This is a genomic window from Streptomyces sp. NPDC087270 (assembly GCF_044744625.1).
Taxonomy (GTDB): domain Bacteria; phylum Actinomycetota; class Actinomycetes; order Streptomycetales; family Streptomycetaceae; genus Actinacidiphila.
In genome coordinates this window covers 415,019-438,838 of sequence record NZ_JBIUYR010000003.1, presented here as the reverse complement: position 1 = coordinate 438,838, position 23,820 = coordinate 415,019, and the positions used below count along the sequence as shown (strand labels likewise).

Here is a 23,820-nt window from a genome sequence, read left to right as displayed (position 1 = left end):
ACGTACGCCAGCGGACCGCTTCGGCGGCGACCATGACGAGGCCGGCGACGACCTTCGGGTCGCTGAGCGTCGCGACGGGGACGAGGCGGGTCCTCGACGACCCTGCGCGGGTTCGCGCGGCGGTACATCCGGCGCTCGCGGGCCGGCGGGACCGCCGGGTCCTGTGGCCGGCGACCGGATCGTCCCCCGGGCGGCGGCATCCTCGGGTGGGGTGTTCCCGTCGGGGGTGCCATGTGGGGCGTCATGCGCTGATGTTCCTTGTCGGGGGAGCGACCCGACGTGCTCCGCGGTGAACGTTCGGCGGCCGTCCGGAAACGACGCCGACGGCTCGGTCTCACGGCACGGTGTCCCGGCTGCACCGTACGTGCGGCTCTTCCTTCTCCCGGGGGTGGCGGGAAGCGGTGGACGGGAGCATGCGTGTGCCGGGGGAATCGGACCACCGTGGGCGCGGACCGGGGTCGGTCCACGGGGCACCGGTCAGCGGTGAGCGGTCAGTAGTGAGCGGTCAGCGGTCGGCGGGCTCCGCGCGGACGTGGTCCGCGGCCAGGTCGACGAACATCGCGTTGTTGAGATGGAAGGCGTGGGTGACCTCACGGGCGATCCGAGGGGGCTCGTCGCCGGCCACGGGCAGCTCGTCCAGGACGGCTCGGTATCGGCGCCGGTAGGCGCGGGGATCGGGGATGTGGTCGAAGTGGTAGAAGAGCGCGCCCTCATGGGTGTGGCCCCAGGCCGTGGCGGCGAGGTTGCGGACGATCTGGCCGCCGGCGAGGTCGCCCATGTAGCGGGTGTAGTGGTGGGCCACGTACCCGGCCGGCCAACTGCGGGTGACCTCGGCGATCCGTGCGCAGTAGACGCGGGTCGCGGGAACCGGCACCAGGGTCCGCCTCCAGTGGGGCCCGTCAAGGTGTGCCAGGTCGCGCTCCAACGCGGCGACCCGCGACAACCCGGGGTCCACCAGCGGTCCCACCAGCGGATGATCGCTCAGCACCTGTGCGGCGGCCTCCAGTTCGCGGTAGACGAACCAGAGCTGGCGGGACAGGGCGGTGAAGGCCTCCGCGTCCAGCCGACCCCCGAGAAGGTCGTCCATGAACGGCGACTGGCGGGTCTTGTCGTGCTCGGCCCGCATCGCGACCCGCATCAGCCCCGACAGGAGCGCCGAGCGCTCAGTACCCTTCGGTACGGAGTTCGGCTCCACAGCGTCCTCCACGGTCGTCCGGCGCCGGGTGCCTTCGCCGCGACGCGTACTTCACCTATACCGCTCGCCAGAGCCGACCATTCGGATCGTCACTCGTTCGGTGTCGTGCCCGCGCCCTGGCGGGATGAGGGCTACGGGCGGAGGACGCGCACCCGCCCGGCGGGCAGCGAGCGCCGGGCCCCGACCCGGTCGGTCGGGTGCGCGGCGACACGGGCCAACGCGGCGCCGCTGCGCCTGAGTTCGACGGGGTGGTGCCGGGCGTTGGCGTAGCGGCGGCTGTCGGCGTTGCGCGGGCGTCGGGTGCGTTTGGGGTAGGTCGCACGCGGGCCCAGCCACCCGCGGCAATCAGGTGGTTGGCCTCACTGGACCGGACGTGTGGGGGGTGTCTCGGTTCCGCGGTCGCTGCCGGGATTGGGTGAATGGGTTCTCCAGCCCCCGAGACATCCGCGACAGGGAGTCCTTCCATGCGTATCCACCGGACCACCGCGGCGACAGTCCTTGCCGCTGCCTGCCTCCTGCTCGGCGCCACCGCTGCCCACGCCGCCACCGCGGACGACGGCGGACAGCACGGCGTCGTCACCTCCACCCAGGAGCAGTTCACCGCGGACAACGGCGGCGGCTCCTTCCACACGGAGTCCTTCGCCGCCGTCAACTGACCGACCCGGACCGGGGCGTGTGGGCGACACCCGTCCGCACGCCCCGGTCCCAGGAGACCGAGGGTTCGGCTCGTCCGGTGATCGTCTGCCGTGCGACGGGCCTTCCGCCCGCTCGGGGCCGGCTCACGGCTGACCTGTCGTGTACGTGCGACGCCTGCCCGGTGCGCAAGGTCCGCCTCGCCAGTGGCCGGGTGGACGCGGGGCTCGACGCGGCCCTCGATGCGGCCCTCGATGCGGGACTGGACAGACCAGGCCCGCGATGCGAACCATCTGCTCGGACCCGACCGCGGCGACGACAAGCACGTCGCTCTGCCGGAGCGCCCCGAGGGACACCGTCTCGCCGGCCGCCGCTGACAGGTCGGCCACCAGTGGCCGCGCCGTCTCCACGAAGTCCCACTGGTGCACCACCCGCACGCCCAGGTCCGCCAAGACCTCTCCGGGCCCAGAACCTCCGCGTCGCGTACAAGTGCGGGCCTGGCCTTCGGGTCGGTACCCGACCGGGCCGCTCAAGCGGTGCGCGAGGGCTGCGACTTCGTGATGCTGAGCAACGACACGTCGATGCTCGCCGAAGCCGCACGCGGCCTCGCGACCGGGTTCCGGAACCAGGTCACACCGTGCCGTCCGGACAGCGGCAGCGCTGCCGCGTCACCCCAACAGAAGGAAACCGCACGACCTACACCTGGGCCACCGGCCCGAACGAGGCCGGCATTCGAGCGCCATCATCACGGTCGCCCCGACCCGGCCCATCGCCACCCAAGTCCGACAACCCGACGCTTCCGCCGCAGCCGGACGAGAGCGCCGCCGCGGTGGAGGGGGCGTGGGACTGTCCGTGCCCTTCGAAGGGCGCGAGAGGCTCGTCGAACTCCGGCCGCGCATGGCTACGCTCACCCGCGGCGCGTGCCCCCACGACGGGGTGCGGTCCGGGTGGCCGCACCGCTGGGTACGCACTCGTCCGCGGGACCTGCCCGTGGCCGGGCGGCGAACCTGTGTGACGTGGACCGAGCGCCGATGGCGGTGCGTCGACGAGCGGTGCCGGCGCAAGACGTTCACCGAGGCGCTGCCGTCGATCCCACCGCGGTCGCGGTCGACCTCGCGGCCGCGTACCTCGGTCGGGGAAGCGGTCGCCGACCGAGGACGGACTGCGGTGCGGGCCACGCGCGGCTTGGAGGTGCCGTGGCCGGTGGCGAACACCGCGTTCACGGCCGCGGCCGAGGCCGCGCTGCCCAAGGACGCGCCGCCGGTGACGCACGGCCGTGCCGGCGATGGCGCCTCGTTGAAGCGCCAACATCCGTCCTCGATGGGAACGGCCTGTCGAGGACGCCGACGAAGACCTGCTGCAGCGTGGCTCAGTAGCCTCCGCCACCGCCGGAGGTGGAGGAGGAGGGCTGCGAGGACGGCTTGGTGGTGATCTGCTTGCCGTTGGTGCCGACGACGTACCACTTGGCGCCGAAGTTGTTGAGGCCCTGGCCATTGGTCTGGCCGGACTTCTTGTCCCCGGCGAAGCGGTAGAGCGGGTGGCCCTTGTACGTCACCTGCATGCTGCCGTCACTGCGCTTGGAGGTCGACAGCAGCTTGCTCTGCGCCCCGCCGGTGGCGGTCGGCTTGCCCGTCACCGTGAGCGGCGGCCACGCGGTGGCGCACGCCCCGTTGCAGGTGGACTTGCTGGTCTTGTCCGCCTGGAAGAGGTAGAGGGTCATGCCCTTGTTGTCGACGAGGATCTTGCCGAGTTTCACCGACTTGGTGCTCACCGTCGCCGAGCTGGAACTCGCGGCGTTGTCCGCCGCGTGCGTCCCAGCGGCGGCCGGTGCGGCGGCAGCGGAGCTGTGGGCCGTATCGCCGGAGCTGGAACAGGCCGTCGCGGCGGCGAGGGCCAGCAGGGTTCCGGTGACTGCGGCGGCGGCTCTGGTGTGGTGCTTCACGATGACTCCTCGGAAGTCCGTCCACCGTGGACGGGGCGATGGCGGCCCGCCTGGGTGGGGCCGCACCACCTCCACTACACGTCCGCGCTCGTCCGCCAGCTACAGGGGAGAGTCATTCGGGCGACCCGGACCCGGTGCTGCCACCGCTGTCCCCACGACCACACCCGCACCGCGCGGCCCCACTCCCTGCCGGTGAACACGCGGAACGGGCTGCAGGCGGTCGAGACCGAACCTGCTCGTCGACCGTGATCCGCCCTGTCGGCCTGGGCCGTCAACGCGGTGAAGCCCCGCCCCCACGGGCCGTCCGCGGCCCACCTCCGCAACCGGTTGTGGAGGCCCCGCCAGTTCCGTACTTCTCGGGCAGATACGCCTGCTGCAATCCGGGCTGGAGCTTCCACGCGATCACGTCCATCACCTCACCGCGGTTGCGACGACTTCACCGACGTCCGAGCCTCCGTATGCGGCCAGACCGAGGTTGCGCAGGGTCTCGAACCAGAACTGCTGATCGTCCTGGAACATCAGCTGCCGCATCGCATCTCCCTCTCAAGGAAGGCCCGGAAGGCGCGCGGGGGCCGGCCGGTGAGGCGCTGGACGGTGTCGGTGACGCGGTCCTCCGACCCCGTGGAGATGGCACGGTCCATGCCGGCCAGCATCGCGGCGAACTCCACCGGCATCTGCGCCGTGAGGCGGTCGCGCATCTGCTCGTAGGACAGGCGGCGGTGGGCGACGGGCCGACCGGTGACCTCGGCGATGGCCGTGACGACGTCGTCGTGGTTTGGTTCGCACCCCCGACCTACCAAGAGGCCCTGCTGTCATGCGCCGGCCCTCGCGCGATCACCCGAACAGGAACCCTGTTCGACCAGACCAGCCCCGCCATCGATAAAGCGGATGGCGTCTCGGGCCGGCTGCGCTGCTGATAGCGGGCCCGATGACGGGAAGTGTGAAACCAAGCTTCATGACGAGCCCCTTCGGCGTTCCGTCAACTGTCTGATCAGACGGGAAACTCGGTGATGCCGAGGGCGAAGTCCGTGTTCCCCACCCCGTGGTTGGCGAGGCCCACCGTGACCACGCCCGCTCCTTCCAGCCAGTGCGCCATCTTCAGGCCGCCGACGTCCAGCGGGCGCATCCCGAGGCTCTCGATGAACGCCTCCACACTCGCCTTGGCCTGCGTGTCATCGCCCGCGAGGAAGACGTCGGGCCGGCCCTTCTCCAGGACTTGCCGGAAGACCGTGTTGAACGCCTTCACCACGCCGGCGCCAGCCGGGGCCGCTTTGGCGACTTCCTGCGCGATCGAGGTCTCCTCGCGGTGGGCCAGCCCGTCGAAGGTGGAGTTGAAGGGGTTGCTGATGTCGACGATGACCTTGCCCGCGAGTGCGTCTCCGTACCTGGCGATGGCCGGCAGGACACCGTCGTACAACAGGGCCACGATGACGATGTCTCCGGCCGGGGCGGTGCCCCATTCTCCGGTCGTGGCGCCGTCGCCGAGAGTCTTGGCCAGGTCGACGGCCTTGGACTGATCGCGACCCATGACCTCGACGGTGTTGCCGCCCGCTATCGCACGCGCGCCGATGGTGCGGGCCATGTTCCCGGTGCCGATGATGCTGATGCTGCTCATGAGATGTCCTGCCCTGGGTGTGGGTTGTTCGGTTCAGAGGGCGGTGGTGCCGCCGTCGGCGACGAGTTCCATGCCGTTGACGTAGCTGGAGTCGTCGGAGGCGAGGAAGAGGGCGGCGGTGGCGATTTCGTCGGGCCTGCCCATCCGGCCACGGGGGATGAGGGACTCGAACTGGCGCTTGGTGGCCTCGTCGAAGAGTTCTTCCTGCTTGGCGGTGGCGACCTGGCCTGGGGTCAGGACGTTGACGCGGAGCCGGCGGTCCTTGAGCTCGTTGAGCCAGATACGGGCCCATGCCTGCTGGACGGCCTTGCTGCCGGCGTAGACGCTCCAGCCGGGAAAGGCGCCAAGGGAGGCGTTGGAGCCGGTCATGAGGATGGAGCCGCCGTCGTTGAAGAGCGGGAGGGCCTTCTGGACGGTGAACAGGGTGCCGCGGGCGTTGAGCCCGAACCAGGTGTCGAACTGGGCCTCGGTGATCTCGCCAAGCGGGGCGGGCTCGCCCCCGCCGGCGCTGGCCCACAGCACATCGAGGCGGCCCTTCTCCCGCTTGACGGTGTCGTACAGGCGGTCCAGGTCGTCCAGGTCGGCGGCATCACCCTGGACGCCGGTGACGTTGCGGCCGATCTGCTTCACGGCCTCTTCCAGGGCCTCCTGACGGCGGCCGGTGATGAAGACGTGCGCTCCCTCTTCAACGAACAGCTTCGCGCCGGCCAGCGCCATGCCGGTGGTGCCGCCGGTGATGACCGCGACCTTGCCATCGAGCTTTCCCATGGTCGTTCCCTTGAGTCGATGGTGCCGTGCGCACCTGGGGCGACGGTGTTATGTACACCGCCCTGTTTATTTACCGTACGGGAGCGGCGGCCGGGGCGCAAACTATGTACACCGTTCGTTACCTAACTGCGGTAGGCTGATGCCATGACGGAGTTGGAGAAGGGCCCCACGGGCCGCCGCCGCGGCCGGGGCGCCCGCGAGCGCATCCTCAGCGCGTCCCAGCAGCTCTTCCGCGAGCAGGGCATCAACCGCACCGGCATGAACGAGCTCTGCGCGGCGGCCGAGGTGTCCAAGCGCACGGCCTACCAGCACTTCAACGGCAAGGACGAACTCGTCGCCGAGTACCTACGCCGGTTCGACCCCTCCGTCCTGTCCGGCGTGTTCGACCGCACCGACCTCACACCCCGCGAACGGCTCCTCGCCGCCTTCGACATCCCCCCCACCACCCCCCTGTGCCCCTACATCGCCGCCGCCGTCGAACTCCACGACGCCCAGCACCCCGCATCCCAGTACGCGCGTGACTACAAGAAAGCCGTCGCCACCCGGTTCGCCGACACCGCCCGCGAAGCCGGCGTCGCCGACCCCGAACAGCTCGGCGAGCAACTCGCGCTACTCCTCGACGGCGCCGGGGCCCGCACCCGGGTCCTCAACGCCGACGCCTTCCCCACCGCCGCCGCCATCGCCGCCGTCCTCATCGACAACGCCATCCCCACCCCTGCGGGCCACGACCGCTGACGGGAAGAAGCGCCGAGTTGACCTGGCGCTCCGGCCGGGCTGAACTCGTTGCCGGTCACGCTGCTGCATCCGCTGGTACACGACACCAGCCGCCCGGCGCCTGGCCTGGATCTACTGGCTTTTACGGAACTGGCCGGGCGGCTCCACGAGACCTTGCTTTTCCTCGCTCACGGGGCCGCCTTCGGATTCCTCTCGGCACGCCGTCTGGTAGTCGCCGGTGGCCGACCGGTGGCCATTCGTGCAGGGAGCGCGCAACGGCGGTGGCCGGGCTGCGGACGAACTGCAGGGAGATGGTGTGGGGTTGTTCAGGTGCCCGGTGGACCCGTTTCAGAGGCCGGTCTGCAACGGCCAGAGAGGGCAGGCCTGCAGGTGCTGACAGCGGCCCTCCTCTGCCTGGCAGGGATGGCCAGCAGGTAATCGGGTTCCTGAAGGCTCGACAGTGGCCGCCCACGGGAAGGGGCTGTAGTGGTGGGGCGGCAGCGAAGTTCGTTCAACCCGTCGAGGTGGTGCGGCGTCGTCGTCCCGCAGGCCGACGGGTGTGCGGATCGCGTCTTCGGGGTCTGTGGGTGCCGGCGACTGGCTCCTGCTTGACGGCGGTGAGGGTTTTACGGGTGTGAGGTACGAGCTGGGTGACCTTCTCTGCGGCGTCGCGGGCGAGGTCGTCCAAGACGGACTGGTAGGTGTCGCGGGTGATGCGGGTGTCGGAGTGGCCGAGGGTCTCGGAGACGGCCTTGACGTCGATCCCGGCCGCGAGCATGAGGGTGGCGGCGACGCGGCGCAGGTCGTGGAGGCGGATCGGCGGCAGGCCGGCGGTTTCCACGAGGCGTCCGAAGAGGTCGCTGACCTTGCCGGGGTGGAGGAGATAGCCGTCCTCCTGGGTGAAGATCCACCCCGAGCCCTGCCAGCCCTCGCCCCACGCTTCGCGTTCCTGCTGCTCTCCAGAACATCCCCGACGACCTCGACCGCTTCTGCCGCGAGCACGCCGGCGGTCCAATCCGTCACGTCCCGGCCTCCGGCACCGGCACGATCGAGTGGGTGGCCGCGTACGAAGCCGGGTACGGACCGCTCCCGTTGATCTGGTGGTTCACCGACGCCGACGGCGACCTGGACGTGACGACCCACGAGGCGTACGTGGCCACCGGAACCGTGGTCACCGACTGGGACTGCGTCCCCGCCTCCGGGGACTCCGACCCGGTGGAGCGGGTGTTGGCCCTGCTCGACTGGTACGGCTCCGGCAGCGGGCGCTGCTCCGGCTACCCCGTCCACGAGGGCGTGCCCGGCGAGCTGCTCGGCAGGGTGCCGATCGCCGACCTGATCGCCGCTCTGGCCGATCCGCGGGCCGAGGAGCGGCACGACGCCGGGGCCGTGCGGCATCTGGTGGGCTGGAAGACCCGCCCGCGCCAGAAGCGCGACGTTGCCGGCCTGCCCGAACCGCTGCGTGACCGGTTGCTGGCGCACGCCCGCCGCTCTGGAGACTCCGACAAGCAGGGCCGCGCAGAACAGTGGTTGGCGCCCCCGCGGGCCTGAGAAGTTGTTCCGGTCGGCGCTGTCGGTGGATTACCAACGCCTCCTGCGAGTCCTTGTCGACCGCGACCGAGATGGCCAAGGTCCGCTCTCGTGTCAGGAGATGGCCGTCTGCTTCGGCCTGGAGGTGGTGCCGACGAAGGTGGAGGCGCTGCGGTCGAAGGCGAAGCGGATGGTGGCCCGGGGGTGGCTGGTCGAGCCGGTGCCTGGTCGGTTCTCGCTCTCGCAGGGTGTGGCCGGACAAGGCGATGGATGGTGAACGGCGATCGTCAGACCCGCAGGGTTTCAGCCTGGGGGTCGTAGCAGACGAGCCCGTGCTCGCGTGCCAGGGCGGCTGCGTACTCGGAGACTTCCTCCGCTCTGCTGTAAGACATGAGCAGATAGACGATCGGGCCCGATGCCTCGTCGATGACGGGCGGTGACGCCCAGGGGCTGCCGGCGACATCGTCCGGATACCGTTCGACGAGTGCCTCGACGTAGGCCTCGATACGCGGCGACGGTTCGGTGATCGCGTCTTCCGATTCGAAGTAGCGGTCGTAGAGCTCGTCGAAGACAGCGCCGGCTTCGTCGTCGCTCGGTTGCTCTCGGTGCCAGACGGCCAGGTCGTAGCTCATGTGCGAATGATCGCAGGCGCCGGATGGCTTTGGTCACAAGCCCCAGTACCGGACCGGTTCACGCTTGCGAAGGGCGTGGCCCGGCAAGGCGGCGGGTCATGAGGAGGGACATTGACCAGTAGATCATCGCCTCGGCGCTGCTGGTGGTCCGCTCGAAGTCGCGCACCAGGCGCCGGGTGCGCATCAGGTGGGCAAAGAACCGTTCGACGATCCACCGCTTGGGCAGCACCGCGAAGCCGCGCATGTCGTCGCTGCGTTTGACGATCGCCAGGACCAGGGCAAGGGCGGTGAGGCAGTGGGTGATGATGCCGCCGGTGTAGCCGCCGTCGGCCCAGACCATTTCCAGCCGGTGGTGTGCCTCGGTGACCCGCGCGAGCAGGGTCTGCGCGGCGGCGCGGTCGCCGGTGTCCGCGGGGGTGACCATCACGGCAAGCAGCAGGCCGAGGGTGTCGACCACAGCGCCCCTGCTTTCATGTCTGGCGCCCGCCGCGATCAGCCGAACGAGACCCCTGTTCGAGCAGCACCACTCAAGATCGGAACGACAACAGCCACTGAGACCCGCCAGAGTGCGCAGGGTGATGACGCTGGTGGCGCTGGTAGGTGCATCAACTTGCTGGTGTTGGTTCCCCACTCTTCTGGTGTTGACTGGCCCGATGCCGCCGACGACAGAGCAGCCAGACGCCGACCTCGTCGCAACAGTCCAGGGTCTGCTAAACAGCCGCCGCCTGGACCGTCAGGAGCGACCAACGGTCCTCCGGCTTCCCCAGGGCACGGACCCGGACGAGCTGGCCCGCCTCCGGGCTGAGCTGGGCCAGTGGGCGGGCCGGCCCCACAACCTGGCCCTGGACCGCTTCGTCGACCCGACCGTTTCCGAGACCTGGGGCCTTGCGCTGCTGGAGCCGTTCGGTGACGAGCTGGTGGAGTTGGCAGCCTGGGGATATCGGGCCAACTGGGTCGGACTGGGCCGGATCGCCGTCGGCAACGGGACACAGCCGATGCTGGTGATCGCGGACCGCCGTGACCCCGCATGGGCCGGACTCCCAGCAACAAGCTCTTGGACCGAGAGACTGTGCGCGCTCACCGGCTGGGAGTCGACGGGCCGTCCCCCCGTCGACTGGCAGGCAGCGGAGACTGCGCTGGGCACCGCCCTGCCCAGGGACTACAAGGAGATCATCGACGTGTTCGGCCCGGGAAGCTTCGACGGATACGTCGACCTTCTCGTCCCGAACGGCCAGGTCCTGGACCTCATCGCCTGGTCCAGGGGCAACACTGGCCGGTTCGCTCCACACCCGGCATATCCCGCTCCCCACGGGCTGCTCCAGTGGGGCAGTTCCGAGCAGGAACTCGACTTCGCCTGGCAGACGGGCGCGGCCGACCCATCCGACTGGCCCCTGCTCGTCCGTGAGGACAGCGGCGCAGAGTGGCGGCGGTTCGACTGCAGCCTGGACGAGTTCCTCGTCCGCCTGCTCACCGATGTCGGGCTCGGCTTTGCGCCGAGCTATCTGCTGGACAGCCACCACTTCGAAAGCTGGGACCGCTAAGTAACCACTCCGATCGCTTCCCGCCGACCCCCACCCGTTCAACACCGGACGAACTGAGGCGGGCAGCAACCCTGGTCGCTTTCTACCGTCCTCATCAGCGGTCCGACGAAGGCGGTGCGGTCAGCAACGGGGAGGAGGACGTGGGCGGCATGGGTCGTAGTGGCCGAGTTACCGAGCCCCTGCCGCACCAAACCCGAGATCAATGAGGGGATAGTGCACGGTCGGAATAACCCCCTCCCGCCAGTAGTCCGCGAACTCACCGAGCCCGGCCCCGACGGCCGGCTGCGGTACAAGCTGCGCGGCAGGGGCCTCAAGGGCCGCAAGCTCACCGGTGAGCAAGCCGAATGGGTCGTGCTCGACATCGTCCACCCGGCTGTGGCGCTGCTGCACGCGGTCAACGACGATCCCACGCACCTGTTCGGCCACAAGGGCGTCAACAGACACGACCTCGTCCTGTACGGGTCGGTCAACCTGCGCCTGAACACCTTCCGCGACCAACTCAACCAGCTCTTCGGCACCCCCGAGACCCCTTTCATCCCGCCCGTGCCCGCCACCGAGCCACCTGCCCCCACCGCCGTGACAGCCTCCGCGTACAACCGCCGGCTCCTCGACCAGCTCACCACCTGCCCCGCCCTGGTACTGACCGACACCATGGACGTCCTTGCCTGGAACCCGCTGGCCGCCACTTTGCTTACCGACTTCGGTCAACACCCCCAGCACCGACGCAACTAGTGTCCTGAGTCGTTAGTTCTCTTGCGGTTGTAAGGCGAGTCGGTGCCTGGTCCGAAGCCTTTGCCGTTGGAGCTGTCCGATCACGAACGCCGCGTGCTGCGGGGCTGGTTGCGCAAGCAGACCGCCTCTCAGGCACTGGTGCTGCGGTCGAGGATCGTGCTGGCGTGCGCGGAGGGCCGGCCGAACGCGCAGATCGCGGATGGCCTGGGTGTTTCCCGGGAGACGGTGCGCAAGTGGCGGGCCCGGTTCGTCGCGGACCGGCTGGAGGGCCTGGTGGACCGGCCACGTTCGGGAGCCCCGCGAACGATCACGGACGAGCAGGTCGAAGCCCTGGTCTCCAGGACACTGGACCAGTCGCCACCAGCGGGTGACTCGCACTGGTCGACACGTTCGATGGCCCAGGCGGCGGGCATGTCGCAGTCGGCCGTCTCGCGGATCTGGCGGGCGTTCGGCCTCACGCCGCACATCGTGGAGACCTGGAAGCTGTCGACCGACCCGCAGTTCGTGACCAAGGTCCGCGACGTGGTGGGCATCTACCTGTCACCGCCGGAGAACGCCCTGGTCCTGGCGGTGGACGAGAAGTCACAGATACAGGCCCTGGACCGCACCCAGCCGGTCCTGCCGATGGCGCCGACCGTGCCGGCGAAGATGACACACGACTACGTCCGGCACGGCACGACCAGCCTGTTCGCCGCCCTGGACATCACCTCCGGCTCGGTCATCGCCCAGCACTACCGCCGCCACCGCCACCAGGAGTTCCTCCGCTTCTTGAAGGTCATCGACGCAGCCGTCCTCCAGCACCTCGAACTCCACCTGGTACTGGACAACTACGCCACCCACAAGACCGAGCCGGTCAAGAAGTGGCTGCTCCGGCACCCCCGCTTCCACCTGCACTTCACCCCCACCTCCGCGTCCTGGCTCAACCTCGTCGAGCGCTGGTTCGCCGAGCTGACCTGCCGCAAACTCCGCCGCTCGGCGCACCGCAGCATCGTCGAACTCGAACGGGACATCCGCGGCTGGATCAACGAGTGGAACAAGAACCCCAAGCCGTTCGTCTGGACGAAACCCGCCGACGACATCCTCGATACCCTCGCCGCATACTGCACACGGATTAACGACTCAGAACACTAGTTCTTGCTCAGTGCGCGGGTCACGCCGGCCACCACAGCGGTCGTCAGCGTCCAGCCGATCGCGATCAGCGCGTAGGTGGCCGCCTGCAGGGCCCCGTCGGTCCAGTGCCACGCGTCGCGCTGGCCGAAGCCGCCGATCGGGATCAGCAGGTCGAGCGTGTAGATCACGGCGTTGAACGGGGGGCCCTCACCCGGCTTGTCCGGACTGGGGGTGTGCGTGCCGAAGACCAGCGCGCCCAGCACGGTCAGCACGGCGAGCCAGGCACCGGCCAGCCAGGGGCGGTAGCCGTAGCCGACGGTGGCGTCCAGCAGGTAGCCCCAGAAGCGGCTCCAGGGAGGCAGCAGGCGGCGGCGGTGGCGCTGTTTGGCCAGCAGGGTCCGGCGCGCCTCGTCGTCGTGGCCGATCCGGCGGTAGTGGCCGGCCAGTTGCTCGTACGGCTGCGGTGAGTACCCGGGATTGCGGCGGATCCACTCCAGCCTCCCCCCCACCGTGTCCGGCTCGGACCGGATCGAGTCGTAGGCGAAGCCCTCCAGCTGTATCTCGGGCGCCCAGCTGCGGGGGTCGTCCTGCACCCAGGTGGCGCGTACGCCCCGCAGGTCGAGGGAGCCGGCGGGTGGGGTCGCGCAGCGCAGGTCGAGATCCTGGACGCGCAGTCCGGTCGCCACCAGGGACCGGGGCGAGCCGCCGAGGACGGCCTCCTCGAAGGAGAGCAGGTCGGATATCTGCGCCCCGCGCATGTGCACGCCGCCGTCCGCCGTGAACCCCTGGTTGCAGCGGATCGCCGAGACCTGCGCGTTGTCCGCGCCGAGGGCGACGCCTCCCGGGGCCTCCAGGCGGGCACCGCCCATGAACAGCCCGCCGGACAGCCGCGCCCCCGGGAACATCACCGCTCCGCGGCTGCGGAAGCCGTCCTCGCAGATGACCGCGCCGTCCATCACGATGCCGCCCGCGGACACGGCGACACCGTCCGGCGCCGACACCACGGCACCGTCCAGCCGCAGCCCGCCCGCCACATGGGCGTGGATGAGCTCGACCGCGTTGCGCCCTTGTCCCTCGATCACCGAGCCGCGCAGGTCGAGACGCCCCCCGATCCGGGCCGAGGGCGCCGAGAACCCGGGCAGCCAGCTGCGGACCACGGCGACCGCGAGCGTCGAGGCGCTGTCCAGCCGCACCCTCTGCTCCAGCCGGCAGCCGTCGAGGTGGAGTAGATGGCGTATCTCGGCTCCTTCCCAGGCGAGCGCGCCGGTGATCCGGGCGCCGGCCAGCCGCAGGGCCGCGACACCCCCGGACAGCCCGCTGCCCCGTCCCAGCAGAAGCGTGGTCAACGCCTCGGCCCGCACCGTGCGTTCGGGGCCCCACTCGTCTCCGCGGCCCACGTCCTCACCGCCGCCGCCACCCGGCCGCAGGTCCACATGGCGCCCCTCGGCGAAGGCGTCCCACAACTCCCTTTCCGGGCCGGTCAGTTCGTCGTATGTCAGCACCGGAGCAGCCTACGTTCGGGCAGCACCCCGCAGGCCTGCCGCGGCCACCCCTGGGAGGCCGCAGCCGGAGAAAGGCGTCGGAGCGGTCCGGACGAGGTGGTCGGCCTCCTCCCTGACCTGCAAGAATGCCTTTCTGAGCGGGAAGCGAACTCGCGTTAGACCCCGAGTTACGCCCTCACGCGGACACGGTCAGCTACTGGTGGTCGGTATGGGCGCGGCAGTCATCCGTTCAACCGCTCCGGCAGCATGGTGCTCAAGCACCCGGTCGTCGCGGCCCTCGGCGGCCGCTTGCGAGTCTGCTCTGACCTGCGGCAGCGATGTCCGTCTAAAGGATCGTGAGTTGGTTCGGGCATGTGCTCAGGCTCCAACGGGGGTCTGGTCGTCGGTGACACACGCAGTGCGGTAGGGGCGCAGAGCGAGGATGCCGTCGCTGATCTCGACAACTCGCCGCTGGAGCAGGAAGTCCGCGTCGTCGGCTGCCGGATTCTGGTCGTGGCGTGCGGCGGGCAACACGATCTTCGGCATGGCGGCTGACAGGTCTTGCCAGAGCGGGCCGAGCGCGTCGAAGGAGCGGACTTCCCAATGCCGGCGGTGGGCTTGGCTGATGGGGTAGGCCACGGCGGGCAGCGTGAGGCCGATGCAGAGCAGCAGCATCGAGAGCACGGGGAACGTCACGCCGAAGACGCAGGGTGTGGTGACCAGCGAGGAGCAGTCGGTGTTGTCGGGGACGGGGTGGAGGTTCAGGCCCAGGGTGACCAGGACGGTCAGCTTGTACGCGGTGTACATCAGGGCGAAGGCGCAGCCGGCCGCGGTCAGGCGGAGGCCTAGCCGGACGCTCCTTCGGCGGGTTGTCCTCGACTGTCGCAGGGTCTGCTGGGCGAAGTCGATGATGGCGAAGCCGAGGTAGACGATGAACAGGAGCAAGTGGAGCGCGTGCACCTGCGGAGAGGGGCCGATCATCCGCTCGTACGTGAACAGCACCGCCATCCCGAGGGCCGTCGCGGCGAGGAGTTCCAGGCTCAGCCGAACTCGATGTCCTGCCTCTGCCGGTTCGAGGTCGAGCTGGAAGCACACGGCCAGGACAGCGGTGGCAGCGGCCAGCGAGGCGCAGTTGCTCAGCAACCGGTCCAGGTGCGGCACGATCGCTCCGACGGAGTTTGCGACCCGCGGTGAGTTGAAGGTGAAGGCCACCGCGGGGTTCATCGACAACCAGGCACCTGACCCCGCCGTGGTGACGGACGTGGCGTGGAACATGGTCGGCCACAACGAGCCCGCGCGACTGTGGCTTCCCGGTGCGGTTCGTGCGGGCAATCAGATGCGGTGGACGTTTCTCAGCCCTGAGGCTCGCGAGCAGCTCGTGGACTGGGAACGCGACTGGGCTCGCCCGTACTTGGGGCAGATCCGGTATGAGGGGGGCAACCACCCGAAGAACGAAGCCCTGCGGCGTCTGGAGCGAGAGATCCTCGCAGGGTCGGCGGCGGCGCGAAGGATCTGGGACCGGCGGGAGATGGTCGACCACGGCGATGGCGCTCTGCGCAGGCTCAAGCTCCCGTATCACCAGGGCCGCGAGGTCGCGGTCCGCACGGTCGCCCTCCGGCCCGCACGCAGCGACAGACTCCGCGTGATCGTGCTGATGGAGGACTGCGAAGAGCCGGCCGACCCCTGAGCTGCTGAGCCCGGGCCGCCTCGCCCTGCGGTGGGCCACATGGCCGGCCTTCCACCACGGTGGCCGCGCCACGGGCCGCCGACGCCGGCGAGGTGGGGCGGCATCTGGAAGCGAGCCAGGCGGCCCAGGCGCTGCAGCAGCACCGCCATCGATGCCAGGCCGCTGATCATCAGGTCCCAGTGCGCTTCTGGCTGCGCCGCATCGTGACCTGGACCCATCCGCGCAGTCCAGGCCGTACCGGGTGTCGCCGCCCGACGGCGATCATTTGAGGTGCGGACGGCGGTGAACCCTAGACTTCGGTGACGCTCCATTCAGGAGAGGCCACTGGTCGTGACCGGCCGTCGTCGGATAGCACACGAAACCCTGCGGACAGGAGCCGACCGATGCCCAGTGATCTCGTGGACTCGGCCGTCGAGGAGTTCGCGCTGGTGGTGGACCGACAGGCCACGGGCTCCGCGTCGGGCGCCGGTGTGTATGGCGCGCGTACCGCCGAGGGGCGGCCGGTGTATCTCAAGGCCACACCCGCCGAGTTGGGCGCCCGGGCCCTGGCTGCCGCCCGCCGGGAGCTGAACTTCTACCGGCAACTGGCCACCGCCCTCCCGGTCGTCTCTCCGCGGCTGCTCGGCGCCCTCGACGACGGCCAGGGTGTGGTGCTGCTGCTGGAGAAGGCCGGCACACCGCGGGACGCGGCGTCCTGGACCCCGGACATGTGGGCACGGCTGGGCAGGGAACTGGCGGCCCTGCACGGCACGCCGCCACCGACCGATGACTACTGGCGGTGTCCCGATGTCCTGTTGCAGGCGCTGACTGCTCCTGACACGGCCGCCGTCACCGCTTTCTGGCAGCCGGCGCTACCGCAGCTGGCCGAGGTGGTCGCCCGCCGCTACGAGTTGCTGACCCGCAGCGCATCGCTGCCCGCGGTCCTGGTGCACGGCGACTGCCACACCGACAACATCGTCTTCAGCGACGGCCGGCCGGTCCTGTGTGACTGGCAGGAGGCCGTGATCGGACGGCCGGTGTCCGATCTGGCCTTTCTGAGCGTACGGGCCACGCCCACCGGCATCACGGTGCCTCCCGCTCTCCTCGACGCCTATACGGAGGCTGGCTCGCACGACCGCGGCGCCCTGGAACAGGCGCTGCTGGCCGAGGAGCTGGCGATGTTCGTCTTCCTGTGGCCGGGCTACGCCACCTATATCGACCGAGTGGGCACGGAGCGGATCCACCGGCGGGGGCGAGAGTTGGCCGACCGGTACTTCCGCGATACCGACCGATAGACGTCATCAGCCAGCCAGCCAGCCACGCCACCGAAGCGACGCACGCACCGGGGCACCAGGCGGCGATCACCGTGAGCAGGGAGGCGACGGCTGCCGCGCTCCAGACCGCACCGACGGAGGCGGTGGAGTAGTGGAAACGGTGGATGACGGTGATGGGGGCGGCGGCCTGCAGCACGCCGCTGGCCAGGTTGGAGGCAGCGAGCCCGCCGATCAGCCAGGCCAGAGCCGGAGTTCGGCGCGGGGTCCGCCACCCGGTCAGCAGACTGCTCGGCGCACGGTGTCGGTCGTCGTGCAAGGCTTCGGCGTCCTGCGTGGCGGCGGCAGCGGTCATCGCTAGCAGCGCCACCACGGCGAGCAGGACGCTGGCTCCGGCCAGCAGCAGCACGCCGCCCAGCAGCGGGCCGACGAGGACGGCGCCCTGGTCGATCCCGGTCTGCGCGGCCTGCGTACGGTGAACTTGGTCTGCCCGGCGACGGCCGGCTTCGGCGCCGAGGGTCTCCACCGCGACGAAGGAGACCTCCGCCAGCAGACCCGACACCGCCCCGAAGGCCAGGACCACGACCGTTGTCCCGGTTCCCGTCTCGCCGCGCTCGCCCGGTGACCAGAGGTAGGCGAGCAGACCGGTGGTGTGGTGGGCGCGCTGAAGGTGGGCGATCACGGCATGGACCTCGAAGGAGAGCGAAGGCGCGGAGCCCGTGGGTCGGGCTTCCGGGTGATGAGGGTCCGCACCATCCGCGATTTGGCCCGTCCGGAAACCGGTGGTAGAAGCCCGCGCTTCGTCATGCCGACGGGTGGAGTCCGTGGTCGTGGGCGAAGATCGCGCAGGCCGAGCGGGCGAAGTCGGTGCCGCCGTGCAGCCGGGCCCAGCGGCCGTCCTGGCGGATGACGGTGGCGACGATGTCGAGGCCGCCGGCCTGGTTGCGCAGAGCCGCCCAGCGGCAGGCGGCCGGGTCGTCGTCCGGTTCGATGCCGGTGCCGTCCAGGACCTCGCGCGTCAGCTCGACCCAGTCGTCGTCCAGCTCGACCGTGGTGGTGTTGCGGATCGCGCAGTGCCACGTCAGCCGCCGGGCCGGGACGTGTCCGGTGCGCGGTTGGCGCAGGGCCAGCGGCTCGTCGAGCACGGCGGCCAGCAGCGGCAGGGAGATGTCGTCCTGGGCGGTCAGTTCGGGCGACCAGGCCGTGAGCAGATACGGCTGGAAGCCGGGTTCGCTGCCGTGCAGTTGGGTGCGCAGCTGCTGGTCACCGCGTGCCGACGCGTGTCAGAGGGTGGTTGCCGCCTCGGCCCTGTTCTCCCGAAGCTACGGCGAAGTGACAAGTCGCCTTCTGTAATCAGAGTGATGCTCGGTCAGGGCGAGCAAGGCGGGGCCCGGGGAGTTCGCCGGCCGTCCCGAGGGTGGCGAAGTTGGCGTGGGCCGCCTCGACGGCTTCGGGGTATGCCTCCCGCTTGGCGTGTTCGGTGAGCGCCCGGTAGATGCTGGCCACCGAGGGGTTCTGGCCCTTGCGCTAGCCGGTGGGGATGAACAGGTCGGGGCTGGATCTGCTCGGCGGACTCGCCGCCCGCGCGGCGCCGCAGCACGGTGTGCAGCATGTTGTCGGTGATGACCGGCGGCCGGCCGCCGTGCTTGCCCTTGCGGGCTGCGGTGTCGAGCCTCTCCAGGGTGGACTCCCGGATGTTCTCCCGCTCTGTCTCTGCCATCGCGGCGAAGAGCGCGAACAGCAGCTTCCCGGGGCCGGTGGGGTTGGTAGATGCCGGGCAGGGGCCCGGTGAGCATCTCCAGCACCAGGCCGTGCGCGGTGAGATGGTCGGCCAGCGCGGTGAGTTCGGCCGCATCGCGCCCGAGCCGCTTCATCTCGTACACCGTGAAGACGACCCGACAGCGAAGGCGGAAGTCCCCGATCGCGCGGATCGGGGACTTCACCGAAGGCCGCCGGAGGGAACCTGTTGCGGCCCCGGGGTGCTGGTGCCGTTTATGCGGCGGAGGTGAGTTCGGCGCGGCCGAACAACAGCGCGTGGCCGGTGGGGAGCTGGTGGAGGATGCGGGTGATGAGGTCAGGGCCGGCGTGGGCGGTGACGGCCGCGAAGACGGAGCCGGTGTCCCAGCGGGTGGCGGCCAGGGATGCGCCGGAGCGGGCGGCGAGGTCCTTGACGAAGGCCCAGCCGGTCAGCGGCTGGGTGTCGGGGACCTGTGCGGTCAGGACACGTGCGGCTTCCAGGGGCAGGCAGGCGGCAAGGTCGACGCGTTCGTCGCCGGTCAGTTGGCGCCCCAGCCCGGCGAGAACCAGGCGGACGGCTTCCTCGGCTCGCTTGCGGGTGGGGTAGGCGCCTTCGTAGCGGACCTTCGCCAGCATCTGCTCATACGCCGTCGAGTACGGCTGCTGGTGCTCAGCCGGTACGCGCACGTCGGTGATCACTGCGGTGTGTGCCTTTCGTGGAGCGGTGCAGGTGTGGGGCACCGAGGTAGGGGTCAGGTGGGCTGGGGACGGCCGAAGAGGAGGTCGTAGCCGGCGGGGAGCTGGAGCAGGATCTGCCCCAGCAGGTCCTCGCCGGTCGTGTCGGCGACCGTGGACAGCACGGCGCTGACATCCCAGGTCGCGGTCTGCTCGGTGGCGCCCTCGATCCAGGCCGCGGTCGCCCGCACGAACCGCTCCGGGGGGAGCGGTTCGGCGCTCTGCAGGGGGTTGAGCAGGATCAGGGCGAATTCCTCCGGGAGACGTGCCGCGAGCTGGGCGCGGACCTCGCCGACCAGATGCGCGCCGAGCAGGGCGAGCACCACACGGGCCGCGCGCTGGGCTTCCTGCGCAGTGCCGTACTCGCCGCGTTCCTTCACATCGTCGAGGAATGCTTTGTGTCGCAGAGTCATCTCGGCCGTCACCCCTTCTTGTCCTTCGGACTGCGCACGGGGTGCGGAGGGCGGGTGAGGGGAAGATCAGTTGCCCGTCCTCCGCACCTGTCCGGTGTCAGCCGGAGATCTCCTTGTGGCCGGATGATCCGACGCCGATGGAGATCTTGCGGGGCTTGGCGCGCTCCGCGATCGGGATGCGCAGGGTCAGCACGCCCGCGTCGTAGTCGGCCTTGATGCGCTCGGTGTCGAGGGTGTCGGCGAGCACGATCTGGCGGGAGAACACGCCCAGCGGCCGCTCGGACAGCTCCATCTGCACGTCGTCGCCCTTCGCCACCGGCCTGCGCTCGGCCTTGACGGTGAGCATGTTCCGCTCGACGTCGATGTCGATCGCGTCCGCGCTCACGCCGGGCAGGTCGAAGGCCACCACGAACTCGTCGCCCTCGCGGTAGGCGTCCATCGGCATCGCCGACGGCTTCGACCAGGTACCCGGCCCCATCAGCTGCTGAGCGATCCGGTCCATCTCACGGAAGGGGTCAGTGCGCATCAACATCGTGAAACACCTCCAGCGGGTTCGGGCAGTTGCTGCCAATGCGCTGCACTGACACTGTTGTAGCATGTCATCCAATGGATGACAAACATGAAGTCGTCCATTGGATGACAAGGAGGAGGAGGTGTCGTGACCACAGCCGACCAGCCGTCCACGCCCAGCACCGGCGCCCACCGCCCGGCGACATTCCTCGCCGCCGCGGCCGCCCTGAAAGCCATAGAAGACGCCCTGCACACCGCCCGGGACGAGGCTCCCGACACCACCGGCTCTCCCGTTCCCGGACCGGAGGCGGCCCTGGCCTCCCTGATGCTGCTCCGGCAGGTCCGCGAGCAGCTCGCCGGATGGGAGACCGGGCTGATCGAAACGGCCCGCGACGCGGGCGCCAGCTGGGCCGACCTCGCCCAACCCCTGGGCGTCGCCAGCCGCCAGGCCGCCGAACGCCGCTACCTGCGCGGCCGTCCCGGCCCCGTCGGCACCACCGGCGAACAACGCGTCCAGGCCACCCGCGAACGCCGCGCCGCCGACCGCACCGTCGCCGCCTGGGCCCGCCACAACGTGGCCGACCTGCGCCGCCTCGCCGGCCAGATCACCGCCCTCACCGACCTTCCGCCCGCCGCCCGCCGCCCGCTCGGCGCGCTTCACGCCGCCCTCGCCCACGACGACCCCTCCGACCTCATCGCTCCCCTTGCCGCCACCCGCCCGTACCTGGCCGCCGCCCACCCCGACCTCACTGCCCGGCTCGACAACCTCACACCTCCCTGACCCCACCCCGCGCACCGCGACAGCAGCCCGGTCACGTCCGCCCCTGGGAAAACGAGGGGAGACCTGAAGACCGACGCGGCCGGCCTGCGGGCCAACCTGTGTGGTCAGCCCCTCCCGGCCCGACACCTCACCAACGATTCCGCCGCCCCATGGCGAGGCTGGGGGATGGGTCCTCAGACTCCTGAACCGGCCGCGCTCACCGCGGGACTGTAAAACGTTCGGTGTAACTCCCGATCATGGAAGATGCATCGATGACAGCGACAACGTGACCGAGGGCAAGTCTGATGAGCCGTCTGAGGCGGTGCCGTCGAAGCTTGTGGACGACCGGCTGATTGACGAGCTGGTGGGCCGGGCTCAGGCCGAGGGCTTGCAGCTGACCGGTGAGGGCGGGCTGCTCCAGCAGCTGACCAAGCGGCTGCTGGAGTCCGCTCTCGAGGGCGAGATCACCGACCACCTCGGCTATGACAAACATGATCCCGCCGGGAAGAACGGCGGCAACTCACGCAACGGCACCCGAGCCAAGACCGTGCTCACCGACGTCGGCCCGGTGGAGATAACCGTGCCTCGCGACCGCGAAGGCTCCTTCGAGCCGAAGATCGTCAAGAAGCGGCAGAAGCGCCTGACCGGCGTGGACGAGATGGTCATCTCCCTGTCTGCGAAGGGCCTGACCACCGGCGAGGTCCAGGCTCACCTCGCCGAGGTCTACGGCGCCGACGTGTCCCGCCAGGCCATCTCCACGATCGCCGACAAGGTCCTTGAGGGCATGGCCGAATGGCAGAACCGGCCCCTGGACGCCGTCTACCCGGTGGTCTTCATCGACGCCATCCACGTGAAGATCCGCGACGGCGCGGTCGCCAACCGGCCCACCTACGTGGCCTTGGCGGTCACGACCGAGGGCCGGCGCGACATCCTCGGGCTGTGGGCCGGCGACGGCGGCGAGGGCGCGAAGCACTGGATGCACATCCTCACCGAGATCAAGAACCGCGGCGTGAACGACGTCCTCATGCTGGTCTGCGACGGACTCAGGGGCCTGCCCGACGCGGTCGAGGCCGTCTGGCCGAAGACGATCGTCCAGACCTGCGTGGTGCACCTGCTGCGGAACTCCTTCCGCTATGCCGCCCGCCAGGACTGGGACAAGATCGCGAAGGTGCTCAAGCCCGTCTACACCGCTGCGACCGAGGAGGCCGCACTCGAGCGGTTCGCCGAGTTCGCCGGGGCATGGGGCCGGAAGTATCCGGCGATCGTGAAGCTGTGGGAGAACGCCTGGGTGGGGGTACCCCCGGACGGAGTCTGGGGGAGAGTTCACCCCGTTCCTGCGGTTCGACACCGAGATCCGCCGCATCGTCTGCACGACAAACGCGATCGAGTCGGTGAACGCGCGGATCCGTCGGGCGGTCAAGGCCCGCGGACACTTCCCCAACGAGCAGGCCGCCCTGAAGTGCGTCTACATGGCGGTCATGTCCCTCGACCCCACGGGCAATGGACAGGCCCGCTGGACCATGCGCTGGAAAACAGCGCTGAACGCGTTCGACATCACCTTCGACGGCCGCCTGTCAGCCGCCCACCAGTAACCTCAACAACCCTAGTTACACCACTCGTTTGACAGTCCCGGATCGGATCGATCCGAACAACGCTCCAGCGAGACTCCGTCGGCTCTCGTACTCATGGGAAGTCGTCTATACGATCCGACCAGCGGAAGGTTCTTGCAGCCCGGCCCGGTGATTGACGGTTCGCCGAATCATTACGGATACCCTGTGGACCCGCTGGCCGCGTACGATCTGGACGGCCACAGCTGGCTCAGCAAGCTCCGAAAAGCATGGAAGATTGCGAAGTGCGCGGCTGCGATCGTCCAGGTGGTTGCATCCCTCTGGCTTCCAGCATCCAAGCTTCTGCGCATCAGACGTGAAATTCGTGAACTCGGAGGCTTCAAAGATGCGGCGCGCTTGGTCGTTGGCGCGACCAACAGAAGCGAGAAACTCACGCGCTAGCTAAGATGGGACTCACGCTGTCACTCAGTGTGTCGGGCGTTGACCAGATTCTTGGCAACTGCAAGTAGTCCCTGAGCGGGTGGGTGGGGCGATAAGCTCGCCCCACCCACCCGTCCATCCACCATGAAAAGGGGAAATATATGGCCAAAACTAAGCCCGGATTCGTTGTCATCGACAACCTCGCCATGGCGCTCGCGGCGATAGAGCGACTCGCCGCTACGGCGGACGGAGCCGACCTTCCCGGCCTGCAGAAGGCATGCCGCAAGATTTCCGAAATGGTGGCTGCGTCTCCCGATCCGCGAGTCCAATGGGCATTGGAGACTCTAAAAGAAGAAAAAGTCAACGCTCAATCGGACAAGATTGCTGCTGTCCGAGCGCTACGGTCGCGTGCTTCTGGACTGGGAGTCCTGGAAGCTGGAATCATAGTCAACAAGGTAGTCGAATCGTATGCAGTGGGCGATAATTCAGAGATGTGATCTGCCCTGGTTCGATGCGTAGAACGATTCTACTTTCCCTGGGGGTCGAGAGCCCTGAGCGGGCGAGGCGCCGGGCGCTCTACGCTAGTCGAGGTCATATTCGCGTGTGGCGGCTTGGAATGATTATCCGGCTCATGTCGCGGAAATTCCCAGCGATTCGAACCGGATCGGCTCCCGGGTGCCGCTTTTCCGCCGGCCCGGGGGACCCGCCAGAACATGCTCTTCGAGCCGGTTCGGGACTGTAAGCCGTTTGGCAGACCCGCTCGAAGTTGGGAGGTCCGCCGTCGGGTCCTGTGGACCAAGGCGGCAAACACGGTCCGGAACTCAGGGCACCGAGTAGGACCTCCATTGAT

Annotated in this window: 25 protein-coding genes and 4 pseudogenes; 14 read left to right on the top strand and 15 right to left on the bottom strand. The window is 69.4% G+C overall.

Going from position 1 to position 23,820, the window contains the following annotated elements; all coding sequences use genetic code 11:
- Positions 1–505: 505 nt before the first annotated feature.
- Positions 506–1,195 (bottom strand): biliverdin-producing heme oxygenase, encoded by a 690-nt coding sequence (locus ACIPAE_RS08810; RefSeq protein ID WP_329372908.1) that lies wholly within the window; start codon positions 1,193–1,195, stop codon positions 506–508.
- A 464-nt stretch (positions 1,196–1,659) separates the two neighbouring features.
- On the opposite strand from ACIPAE_RS08810, the gene ACIPAE_RS08805 reads away from it, so the two are divergent.
- Complete coding sequence (locus ACIPAE_RS08805; protein ID WP_402443857.1) at positions 1,660–1,851, top strand: hypothetical protein; 192 nt, start codon at positions 1,660–1,662, stop codon at positions 1,849–1,851.
- Between the two features lie 874 nt (positions 1,852–2,725).
- The gene (locus tag ACIPAE_RS08800; RefSeq protein WP_402443971.1) at positions 2,726–3,259 is read left to right on the top strand and encodes a transposase family protein; all 534 of its coding nucleotides are present in this window, start codon (positions 2,726–2,728) and stop codon (positions 3,257–3,259) included.
- Here the strand turns inward: ACIPAE_RS08800 and ACIPAE_RS08795 are convergent.
- The 4 genes and pseudogenes from ACIPAE_RS08795 to ACIPAE_RS08780 all read right to left on the bottom strand — a co-directional run bounded on the left by ACIPAE_RS08795 (position 3,198) and on the right by ACIPAE_RS08780 (position 6,153).
- A complete protein-coding gene (locus ACIPAE_RS08795) occupies positions 3,198–3,770 on the bottom strand; it encodes a hypothetical protein (RefSeq protein WP_402443855.1) in 573 nt (190 codons plus the stop codon). The genes ACIPAE_RS08800 and ACIPAE_RS08795 overlap by 62 nt on opposite strands.
- 518 nt (positions 3,771–4,288) lie before the next feature.
- Positions 4,289–4,522: pseudogene (locus ACIPAE_RS08790) on the bottom strand (ergot alkaloid biosynthesis protein); the annotation flags it as partial.
- A gap of 239 nt (positions 4,523–4,761) precedes the next feature.
- Positions 4,762–5,385, bottom strand: coding sequence for an NADPH-dependent F420 reductase (locus ACIPAE_RS08785; protein ID WP_402443853.1), 624 nt, complete (start codon positions 5,383–5,385; stop codon positions 4,762–4,764).
- A gap of 33 nt (positions 5,386–5,418) precedes the next feature.
- A complete protein-coding gene (locus ACIPAE_RS08780; protein ID WP_402443851.1) occupies positions 5,419–6,153 on the bottom strand; it encodes an SDR family NAD(P)-dependent oxidoreductase in 735 nt (244 codons plus the stop codon).
- Positions 6,154–6,297: 144 nt separating this feature from the next.
- Here ACIPAE_RS08780 and ACIPAE_RS08775 point away from each other — a divergent pair, with 144 nt between their 5' ends.
- Positions 6,298–6,888: a TetR/AcrR family transcriptional regulator gene (locus ACIPAE_RS08775; protein WP_402443849.1), complete on the top strand. Its 591-nt coding sequence runs from the start codon at positions 6,298–6,300 to the stop codon at positions 6,886–6,888.
- A 490-nt stretch (positions 6,889–7,378) separates the two neighbouring features.
- Here ACIPAE_RS08775 and ACIPAE_RS08770 read toward each other — a convergent pair.
- A pseudogene (locus ACIPAE_RS08770) lies at positions 7,379–7,825 on the bottom strand (tyrosine-type recombinase/integrase); the annotation flags it as partial.
- Between the two features lie 98 nt (positions 7,826–7,923).
- Between ACIPAE_RS08770 and ACIPAE_RS08765 the strand changes: the two are divergent.
- Both ACIPAE_RS08765 and ACIPAE_RS08760 read left to right on the top strand, forming a co-directional pair.
- A complete protein-coding gene (locus ACIPAE_RS08765; RefSeq protein WP_402443847.1) occupies positions 7,924–8,415 on the top strand; it encodes a hypothetical protein in 492 nt (163 codons plus the stop codon).
- A gap of 100 nt (positions 8,416–8,515) precedes the next feature.
- Entirely contained in the window at positions 8,516–8,671 is a 156-nt protein-coding gene (locus ACIPAE_RS08760) for a hypothetical protein (protein WP_402443845.1), read from the top strand.
- 10 nt (positions 8,672–8,681) lie between these two features.
- Here the strand turns inward: ACIPAE_RS08760 and ACIPAE_RS08755 are convergent, their stop codons facing one another.
- Both ACIPAE_RS08755 and ACIPAE_RS08750 read right to left on the bottom strand, forming a co-directional pair.
- Positions 8,682–9,026, bottom strand: coding sequence for a hypothetical protein (locus tag ACIPAE_RS08755; protein WP_329372924.1), 345 nt, complete (start codon positions 9,024–9,026; stop codon positions 8,682–8,684).
- 58 nt (positions 9,027–9,084) lie between these two features.
- A complete protein-coding gene (locus ACIPAE_RS08750) occupies positions 9,085–9,483 on the bottom strand; it encodes a transposase (protein ID WP_402443843.1) in 399 nt (132 codons plus the stop codon).
- 118 nt (positions 9,484–9,601) lie between these two features.
- Between ACIPAE_RS08750 and ACIPAE_RS08745 the strand changes: the two genes are divergently transcribed.
- The 3 genes from ACIPAE_RS08745 to ACIPAE_RS08735 all read left to right on the top strand — a co-directional run bounded on the left by ACIPAE_RS08745 (position 9,602) and on the right by ACIPAE_RS08735 (position 12,430).
- Complete coding sequence (locus ACIPAE_RS08745; protein ID WP_402443841.1) at positions 9,602–10,567, top strand: SMI1/KNR4 family protein; 966 nt, start codon at positions 9,602–9,604, stop codon at positions 10,565–10,567.
- Between the two features lie 213 nt (positions 10,568–10,780).
- Positions 10,781–11,299 (top strand): hypothetical protein, encoded by a 519-nt coding sequence (locus ACIPAE_RS08740; RefSeq protein WP_402443839.1) that lies wholly within the window; start codon positions 10,781–10,783, stop codon positions 11,297–11,299.
- Positions 11,300–11,341: 42 nt separating this feature from the next.
- Positions 11,342–12,430, top strand: a complete 1,089-nt coding sequence (locus tag ACIPAE_RS08735; RefSeq protein WP_402443837.1) for an IS630 family transposase — start codon at positions 11,342–11,344, stop codon at positions 12,428–12,430.
- Here the strand turns inward: ACIPAE_RS08735 and ACIPAE_RS08730 are convergent.
- Positions 12,427–13,911, bottom strand: coding sequence for an oxidoreductase (locus ACIPAE_RS08730; RefSeq protein WP_402443836.1), 1,485 nt, complete (start codon positions 13,909–13,911; stop codon positions 12,427–12,429). The genes ACIPAE_RS08735 and ACIPAE_RS08730 overlap by 4 nt on opposite strands.
- A 357-nt stretch (positions 13,912–14,268) precedes the next feature.
- Positions 14,269–15,114 (bottom strand): MAB_1171c family putative transporter, encoded by an 846-nt coding sequence (locus ACIPAE_RS08725; RefSeq protein ID WP_402443834.1) that lies wholly within the window; start codon positions 15,112–15,114, stop codon positions 14,269–14,271.
- Between ACIPAE_RS08725 and ACIPAE_RS08720 the strand changes: the two genes are divergently transcribed.
- Positions 15,092–15,577, top strand: a complete 486-nt coding sequence (locus ACIPAE_RS08720; protein ID WP_402443832.1) for a hypothetical protein — start codon at positions 15,092–15,094, stop codon at positions 15,575–15,577. The genes ACIPAE_RS08725 and ACIPAE_RS08720 overlap by 23 nt on opposite strands.
- Positions 15,578–15,960: 383 nt before the next feature.
- Positions 15,961–16,851, top strand: a complete 891-nt coding sequence (locus ACIPAE_RS08715; RefSeq protein WP_402443830.1) for an aminoglycoside phosphotransferase family protein — start codon at positions 15,961–15,963, stop codon at positions 16,849–16,851.
- 779 nt (positions 16,852–17,630) lie between these two features.
- Here the strand turns inward: ACIPAE_RS08715 and ACIPAE_RS08710 are convergent.
- From ACIPAE_RS08710 to ACIPAE_RS08690, 5 genes are all read right to left on the bottom strand, one after another.
- Positions 17,631–17,972, bottom strand: coding sequence for a hypothetical protein (locus tag ACIPAE_RS08710; protein WP_402443829.1), 342 nt, complete (start codon positions 17,970–17,972; stop codon positions 17,631–17,633).
- A 208-nt stretch (positions 17,973–18,180) separates the two neighbouring features.
- Positions 18,181–18,333, bottom strand: a complete 153-nt coding sequence (locus tag ACIPAE_RS08705) for a hypothetical protein (protein ID WP_402443977.1) — start codon at positions 18,331–18,333, stop codon at positions 18,181–18,183.
- Between the two features lie 486 nt (positions 18,334–18,819).
- On the bottom strand, positions 18,820–19,263 hold the full coding sequence (locus ACIPAE_RS08700; protein ID WP_402443827.1) for a DUF2267 domain-containing protein: 444 nt from the start codon (positions 19,261–19,263) through the stop codon (positions 18,820–18,822).
- Positions 19,264–19,316: 53 nt separating this feature from the next.
- Positions 19,317–19,712 carry a DUF2267 domain-containing protein gene (locus ACIPAE_RS08695; RefSeq protein ID WP_402443825.1) on the bottom strand — a complete coding sequence of 132 codons (396 nt, stop codon included), beginning with the start codon at positions 19,710–19,712 and terminating at the stop codon, positions 19,317–19,319.
- A gap of 97 nt (positions 19,713–19,809) precedes the next feature.
- The gene (locus ACIPAE_RS08690; protein WP_402443823.1) at positions 19,810–20,244 is read right to left on the bottom strand and encodes an Hsp20/alpha crystallin family protein; all 435 of its coding nucleotides are present in this window, start codon (positions 20,242–20,244) and stop codon (positions 19,810–19,812) included.
- 126 nt (positions 20,245–20,370) lie between these two features.
- Here ACIPAE_RS08690 and ACIPAE_RS08685 point away from each other — a divergent pair, with 126 nt between their 5' ends.
- The 4 genes and pseudogenes from ACIPAE_RS08685 to ACIPAE_RS08670 all read left to right on the top strand — a co-directional run bounded on the left by ACIPAE_RS08685 (position 20,371) and on the right by ACIPAE_RS08670 (position 23,467).
- Positions 20,371–21,003, top strand: a complete 633-nt coding sequence (locus ACIPAE_RS08685; RefSeq protein ID WP_402443821.1) for a type III effector protein — start codon at positions 20,371–20,373, stop codon at positions 21,001–21,003.
- 265 nt (positions 21,004–21,268) lie between these two features.
- A pseudogene (locus ACIPAE_RS08680) lies at positions 21,269–22,574 on the top strand (IS256 family transposase).
- Positions 22,575–22,664: 90 nt separating this feature from the next.
- A pseudogene (locus tag ACIPAE_RS08675) lies at positions 22,665–22,991 on the top strand (hypothetical protein); the annotation flags it as partial.
- Between the two features lie 140 nt (positions 22,992–23,131).
- Positions 23,132–23,467: a hypothetical protein gene (locus ACIPAE_RS08670; RefSeq protein ID WP_402443820.1), complete on the top strand. Its 336-nt coding sequence runs from the start codon at positions 23,132–23,134 to the stop codon at positions 23,465–23,467.
- Positions 23,468–23,820: the final 353 nt, after the last annotated feature.

Excerpts from the sequence above, each read along its gene's own strand:
- ACIPAE_RS08775 (WP_402443849.1), top strand. The coding sequence starts at position 6,298 with ATGACGGAGTTGGAGAAGGGCCCCACGGGCCGCCGCCGCGGCCGGGGC.
- ACIPAE_RS08725 (WP_402443834.1), bottom strand. The coding sequence starts at position 15,114 with ATGAACCCCGCGGTGGCCTTCACCTTCAACTCACCGCGGGTCGCAAAC.
- ACIPAE_RS08670 (WP_402443820.1), top strand. The coding sequence starts at position 23,132 with ATGGCCAAAACTAAGCCCGGATTCGTTGTCATCGACAACCTCGCCATG.
- ACIPAE_RS08760 (WP_402443845.1), top strand. The coding sequence starts at position 8,516 with ATGGCCGTCTGCTTCGGCCTGGAGGTGGTGCCGACGAAGGTGGAGGCG.
- ACIPAE_RS08690 (WP_402443823.1), bottom strand. The coding sequence starts at position 20,244 with ATGTTGATGCGCACTGACCCCTTCCGTGAGATGGACCGGATCGCTCAG.
- ACIPAE_RS08780 (WP_402443851.1), bottom strand. The coding sequence starts at position 6,153 with ATGGGAAAGCTCGATGGCAAGGTCGCGGTCATCACCGGCGGCACCACC.
- ACIPAE_RS08755 (WP_329372924.1), bottom strand. The coding sequence starts at position 9,026 with ATGAGCTACGACCTGGCCGTCTGGCACCGAGAGCAACCGAGCGACGAC.
- ACIPAE_RS08695 (WP_402443825.1), bottom strand. The coding sequence starts at position 19,712 with ATGACTCTGCGACACAAAGCATTCCTCGACGATGTGAAGGAACGCGGC.
- ACIPAE_RS08805 (WP_402443857.1), top strand. The coding sequence starts at position 1,660 with ATGCGTATCCACCGGACCACCGCGGCGACAGTCCTTGCCGCTGCCTGC.
- ACIPAE_RS08785 (WP_402443853.1), bottom strand. The coding sequence starts at position 5,385 with ATGAGCAGCATCAGCATCATCGGCACCGGGAACATGGCCCGCACCATC.
- ACIPAE_RS08715 (WP_402443830.1), top strand. The coding sequence starts at position 15,961 with ATGCCCAGTGATCTCGTGGACTCGGCCGTCGAGGAGTTCGCGCTGGTG.
- ACIPAE_RS08800 (WP_402443971.1), top strand. The coding sequence starts at position 2,726 with ATGGCTACGCTCACCCGCGGCGCGTGCCCCCACGACGGGGTGCGGTCC.